Source organism: Streptomyces sp. SID486, assembly GCF_009865385.1.
Classification (GTDB): domain Bacteria; phylum Actinomycetota; class Actinomycetes; order Streptomycetales; family Streptomycetaceae; genus Streptomyces.
This window is the reverse complement of sequence record NZ_WWJT01000514.1, coordinates 1-5948: the sequence shown is the minus strand read 5'-3', so window position 1 is coordinate 5948 and position 5948 is coordinate 1. Positions and strand designations below refer to the sequence as shown.

The window sequence follows — 5948 nt, the reverse complement described above, 5'->3', positions numbered from 1 at the left end:
GCCGCCCGGGCGGGCGTGGACACGCCGGCCAGCACCGGCACCGCGGCAGCCGCCGCCCCGAGAACGGCCCGGCGGCCGACGGACGCGGGGGCAGGCGGGACGGGGGAAGAAGGCGAGGTGGGGGAGGAGGGCGAGGAGGGAGGCATGCGCGGCTCTCCTTGTTCAGGAAATGAACGAAGTGGGGTGGGGGAGCGCTCTCTCGTCGTTGGATGTTTCATTGACGTGAACGATGCGTCAAGAGTTGCGACCGAATTCCCGCATGCTCGCGCCTGATCGCTCGTCACTTCGACCGCTCCGCCTTCGAGTAGTGAGCAACGACCGTCTCTGATTCTTTGGCGGTTTCCCTTGACACCCTCCGCCCCCGGCTCAACACTCCAGCGGTGGGAGAGCGCTCTCCCACCTCCGTACGACCTCTCCCTCCCCTCCCGTCGAGGAGCCCCCATGTCACGGAGATCGAAAATCCTCTCGGGCGCGCTCATCACCTCCGCCCTGGCGCTGACCTCGTTCGAGGTCACCGGAGTAGCCGCCTCGTCCACCCCCGCGGCCGCGGCCGCACCCGCGCACGCCGGCCACGCCATGGCGCTGTCGACCGCCGCCTCGCCCGAGGACCCCGACGGCGACGGCTACATCCCGGCCGTCCCGCCCGTCACCGGCACCCCGTCCACGCAGGTCCCGCCGCACCGCTACTTCCACGAGTTCCAGGCCAACTGCGCGGTCAGCCACACCCGGCCCGACGACCCGATCGTCTACCCGCAGCAGCCCGGCAAATCCCACGACCACACCTTCATGGGCAACACCACCACCGACGCGGGCAGTACCACCGCCTCACTGAGCGCGGGCGGAACCACCTGCAAGGCGCCGGGTGACCTGTCCGGTTACTGGATGCCCACCCTGTACAACGGCGACAAGAAGATCCTGCCGGTCGGCCCGCAGGTCATCTACTACAAGGCCGGCGTCACCGACTACACCAGCGTCCGGCCCTTCCCCAAGGGCCTGCGGTTCGTCGTCGGCAGCCCGATGCAGAGCGCCGACGAGTTCCGCCACCACCCCGGCTTCGTCGAGGGCTGGGAGTGCGGCGACAGCTACTTCAACACGGAGTTCCCGGCAACGTGCCCGAACCGGGCCGACGTCCAGCTCAACATCCGCTTCCAGGCACCCAGTTGCTGGGACGGCAAGTACCTCGACACCCCCGACCACAAGAGCCACATGGCCTACCCCGTGGTCAGGCCCGGCACGAACGACAACGTCTGCCCCGCCGACCACCCGGTGGCGCTGCCGATGATCGAGTTCAAGATGGCGTTCCCCGTCAACGGCGACATGTCGCAGGTACGGCTGTCCAGCGGCACCGGTCACAGCTTCCACTACGACTTCTTCAACGCCTGGGACGACCGCACGCTCAAGGCGCTGGTCGACCACTGCGTCGTCGGCGGACTGCAGTGCGACGCCCGCGGCTACGACGAGACCCATCCCGAGGCGGGTGCCGCACTGAACTCCGACTACCGCCTGCCCTGACGTCCCCACGACACCCGCACTCCCCACGGAGAACCGGACTCACCATGACCCCACCACCCCGCACGCGCGGGCGCCGCCTGGCCGCGCCCCTCACCGCAGGCGTACTGACCGCCGCCGCCCTCACCGCCCTGCCCGCCGCCCAGGCCCACGCGGCCGGCAGCGTCGTCAAGGTCACCGGCACCCAGGGCGCCTGGCAGCTCACCGTGGACGGACAGCCGTACCAGATCAAGGGCCTGACCTGGGGGCCGTCCACAGCCGACGCCGAGAAGTACCTGCCCGACCTGCATTCCATGGGCGTCAACACCATCCGCACCTGGGGCACCGACGCCACCAGCAAGGCGCTCTTCGACTCCGCCGCCGCGCACGGCGTCAAGGTCATCGCCGGGTTCTGGCTCCAGCCCGGCGGCGGCCCCGGCAGCGGCGGCTGCGTCAACTACGTGACCGACACCGCCTACAAGAACCAGATGCTGGACGAGTTCCCCAAGTGGGTCCAGACCTACAAGGACAACCCCGGCGTCCTGATGTGGGACGTCGGCAACGAATCCGTCCTCGGGCTCCAGAACTGCTACAGCGGAACCGAGCTGGAACGCCAGCGCGACGCCTACACCACGTTCGTCGACGACATCGCCAAGAAGATCCACGCGGTGGACCCCGACCACCCGGTCACCTCCACGGACGCCTGGGTCGGCGCCTGGCCCTACTTCAAGAAGAACGCCCCCGACCTCGACCTGTACGCCGTCAACTCCTACAACGCCGTCTGTGACATCAAGTCGGCGTGGCAGCAAGGTGGTTACACCAAGCCGTACATCGTCACCGAGACGGGGCCGGCCGGTGAGTGGGAGGTGCCCGACGACGCCAACGGCGTCCCGCTGGAGCCGAGCGACCGGGCCAAGGCCGACGGGTACACCCGCGCCTGGGGCTGCATCACCGGGCACCGGGGCGTCGCGCTCGGCGCCACCATGTTCCACTACGGCACCGAGTACGACGTCGGCGGCATCTGGTTCAACCTGCTGCCCGCCGGCCAGAAACGCCTGTCGTACTACGCGGTGAAGCGGGCCTACGGCGGGGACACCTCGCACGACGACACCCCGCCCGTCATCTCGGACCTGGCCGTCGAGGGCGACGCGGGCAAGGTCCAGGCGGGGCGGGACCTGACCCTCGCGGTCAAGGTCACCGACCCGGACGGGGACGCCCTGTCCTACGAGGTCCTCGACAACAGCATGTACATCGACCAGAGCAAGAACCTCACCCCGCTGCCCTACACCGACCTCGGCGGCGGCCGTCTCAAGATCACCGCGCCCGACCGGCCCGGTGTCTGGAAGGTCTACGTGAAGGTGACCGACGGCCACGGCAACGTCGGCGTCGAGACCCGGTCCGTCAGGGTCGTCCCGCCCACACCGAACGGCACGAACCTCGCCCTCGGCAAGCCCGCCACCGCCTCCTCCTACCAGGCGAGCTACGGCGACTGCCCCTGCACCGCCGGCAACGCCGTGGACGGCAACCAGAACACCCGCTGGGCCAGCGACTGGAGCGACCCCCAGTGGATCCGGGTCGACCTCGGCACCCGCACCGCCTTCCGGCACGTGCAGCTGCTCTGGGAGTCCTCCTACGCCAAGGCGTACACCGTCCAGACCTCCGACGACGGCCAGACCTGGCAGACCGTGCGCACCGTGACGGACGGCAACGGCGGCGTCGACGACCTCGACGTCACCGGGACCGGCCGGTACGTCCGGATCAACGGCACCGCCCGCGGCACGGGCTGGGGCTACTCGTTGTACGAGTTCGGCGTCTACAGCTGACCTGACCGCCGATACCCGAGGGGGTGGGGATGGCCGACGAGGACGAACTCGACCGGCTGCTCGACAAGCTGACCCTGCGGACCAAGGTCCGGCTGCTCACCGGCGCCACCACCTGGCGCACCGCGGCCGAACCCGACCTGGGGCTGGGCGAACTGGTCCTGTCGGACGGCCCGGCAGGGGTCCGCGGGGAAGGCTGGGACGAACGCCGTACCTCCGTTCTGCTGCCGTCGGCCTCCGCGCTGGCAGCCACCTGGGACGAGCAGCTGGTGGAGGAACTCGGCGGCCTCCTCGCCTCCGAGGCCCGGCGCAAGGGCGTGGACGTGGTCCTCGCCCCCAACCTGAACCTGCACCGCACCCCGCTGGCCGGTCGGCACTTCGAGTGCTTCTCCGAGGACCCCGTGCTGACCGGCCGGATCGGGGCCGCCCTGATCCGTGGCGTGCAGGCACACGGCGTCGCCGCGACGGCCAAGCACTTCGTCGCCAACGACGCCGAGACGGACCGGCTCACGGTCGACGTACGCATCGACGAACGCACGCTGCGCGAGGTGTACCTGGCGCCGTTCGAGGCGGCCGTGGCAGCCGGTGTCCGGCTGGTGATGGCCGGATACAACCAGGTCGACGGCACCACCATGACAGCCCACCCGCTGCTGACCGCGCCGCTGAAGAGCGAGTGGGGTTTCGCCGGCGTGGTCGTCTCCGACTGGGGCGCCGTCCGCGGCACCCTCGACACCGCCCGGGCCGGTCTGGACCTGCAGATGCCGGGACCGGCCGGCGAGTGGGGCGAGCCGCTGGTGCGGGCGGTGGAGGCGGGTGAGGTGGAGGAATCGGCGGTGGACGACAAGGTGCGCCGGCTGCTGCGGCTGGCCGCCTGGGCCGGCGCCCTGGGCAGACCCGGCCGCCGGGCGCGCCCGCACCTGCGCCCACGGCAGGCCCGGGCCCTGGCCCGCCGGGCCGTCGCGGCCGGCACGGTCCTGCTGGTCAACCGGGGTGTGCTCCCCCTGGCACCGGCACGGCTCGGCACGGTCGCCGTCATCGGCGCGGCGGCCGCCCGCACCCGCACCCAGGGCGGCGGCAGCGCCGGCGTGTTCCCGCAGGACGAGGTGCCGCTCCTGGACGGCATCAGGGCGGGACTGCGGGGCCGGGCACGCGTCGTCCACGTACCCGGGCCCGTCCCGGACGGCCCGCCGCCACCCCTGGACATGGTCGTCGCCTCCGATCCGCGCACCGGCACCCCAGGGGTGCTGCTGCGCGTCCTGGACGCCGACGGCGACGAGCTGTACTCCGCACACCGCCGGGGCGGACGGCAGCTGGAGCCTCCCGTACCGCCCGGCGCGCACACCGTGGAGATCAGCGCACGGCTGCACCCCCGCACCTCGGGCACATGGCGGATCGGCATCGCCGGCTTCGGCCGCCTCAGCCTCCACCTCGACGGACACCCGCTGCTGGACGGCGAGTTCCCCGCCACCACCGACGACCCGGCCGTCCTCCACGTGAGCCCGCCCACCCGGGCCGCCGACGCCGAACTGAGCGCCGGATCCACCCCGTTGCTCGTCGCCCGCCGTGAACTCGCCCCCGGCACCGGCCGCGCCACCGTCGTCGGCGCCCGGCCGCCGGGACCCGGTACCGCCGCGGCACTGGACGCGGCCTCCCGCGCGGCACGCGAGGCGGACGTGGCCGTGGTGGTCGTCGGCACCGGCGAACAGCACGAATCCGAAGGGCGTGACCGCAGCCACCTCACCCTCGGACCCGACCAGGACGCCCTGGTGCACGCGGTCGTCCGGGCGAACCCGCGCACCGTGGCGGTCGTCAACAGCGGCGGCCCGGTGGAACTGCCCTGGCGCGACGACGTCGGCGCGCTGCTGCTGGCGTGGTTCCCCGGCCAGGAGGCGGGCGGCGGGCTGGCGGACGTCCTGTTCGGCCGCGCCGAGCCCGGCGGACGGCTGCCCACCACCTGGCCCGCCCGGCTCGCCGACGCCCCCGTCACCCGCACCCGTCCGGACGCCGGCCGCCTGCCCTACGACGAGGGCATACACCTCGGGCACCGGGGCTGGCTGCGCGCGCGGCGCACCCCCGCCTACTGGTTCGGGCACGGACTGGGCTACACGACCTGGGCCTACGACGAACTGTCCGGCCCCGCGCGCATCGTGGCCGGCGAGGACCTCACCGTCCGCGTGCGGCTGCGCAACACCGGAGCGCGGCCGGGCCGCGAGGTCGTGCAGGTCTATCTCTCCCGCCCGGAACGGACCGCCGTCGACTACCCGGAGCGCTGGCTCGCCGGGTGGAGCGCCGTGCGGGGCCTGCCCGGTGAGACGGTCGACGCACAGGTGCGCGTCCCGGCACGCGCCCTGAGCCACTGGGACGTCACCTCGGGCGGCTGGCGCACGGAGCCGGGCCCGTACCGCCTGCTGGCGGGCCCGTCGGTGGGGGAACTGCCCCTCACCCTCGGCGTCCTGGCGGTCGACGGGCGCCGGGAGGCGAGCGACGCCGACTGAGGGGCGAGCCTGGGCGGGGCGGGCCGCTGAGAGGGCGGGGCGGTGCGCCGAGGAGCGGGCCGGAGTGGCTCGGGGGAGGTGAGGGGCGAGCCTCAGGGTGGGGGGTGGTGGCTTAGGGGTGGTGGGTCAGGGCTGGGCTGGGCGC

At 72.6% G+C, this 5948-nt stretch carries 3 protein-coding genes; all 3 read left to right on the top strand.

The annotated features are described in order from the left end of the window. The first annotated feature begins 441 nt into the window (after positions 1-441). Genes GT045_RS23730 through GT045_RS23720 form a run of 3 tightly spaced genes read left to right on the top strand, consistent with a single transcriptional unit; the run spans position 442 to position 5803 of the window. Positions 442-1512 carry a DUF1996 domain-containing protein gene (locus GT045_RS23730; RefSeq protein ID WP_161335370.1) on the top strand — a complete coding sequence of 357 codons (1071 nt, stop codon included), beginning with the start codon at positions 442-444 and terminating at the stop codon, positions 1510-1512. Between the two features lie 44 nt (positions 1513-1556). Next, positions 1557-3311 (top strand): discoidin domain-containing protein, encoded by a 1755-nt coding sequence (locus GT045_RS23725; RefSeq protein ID WP_161335369.1) that lies wholly within the window; start codon positions 1557-1559, stop codon positions 3309-3311. 29 nt (positions 3312-3340) lie between these two features. Continuing rightward, positions 3341-5803, top strand: coding sequence for a glycoside hydrolase family 3 C-terminal domain-containing protein (locus GT045_RS23720; protein WP_161335368.1), 2463 nt, complete (start codon positions 3341-3343; stop codon positions 5801-5803). Positions 5804-5948 lie beyond the last annotated feature (145 nt).

Coding starts and splice junctions, on each gene's coding strand:
- GT045_RS23730 (WP_161335370.1), top strand. CDS start 442: ATGTCACGGAGATCGAAAATCCTCTCGGGCGCGCTCATCACCTCCGCC.
- GT045_RS23725 (WP_161335369.1), top strand. CDS start 1,557: ATGACCCCACCACCCCGCACGCGCGGGCGCCGCCTGGCCGCGCCCCTC.
- GT045_RS23720 (WP_161335368.1), top strand. CDS start 3,341: ATGGCCGACGAGGACGAACTCGACCGGCTGCTCGACAAGCTGACCCTG.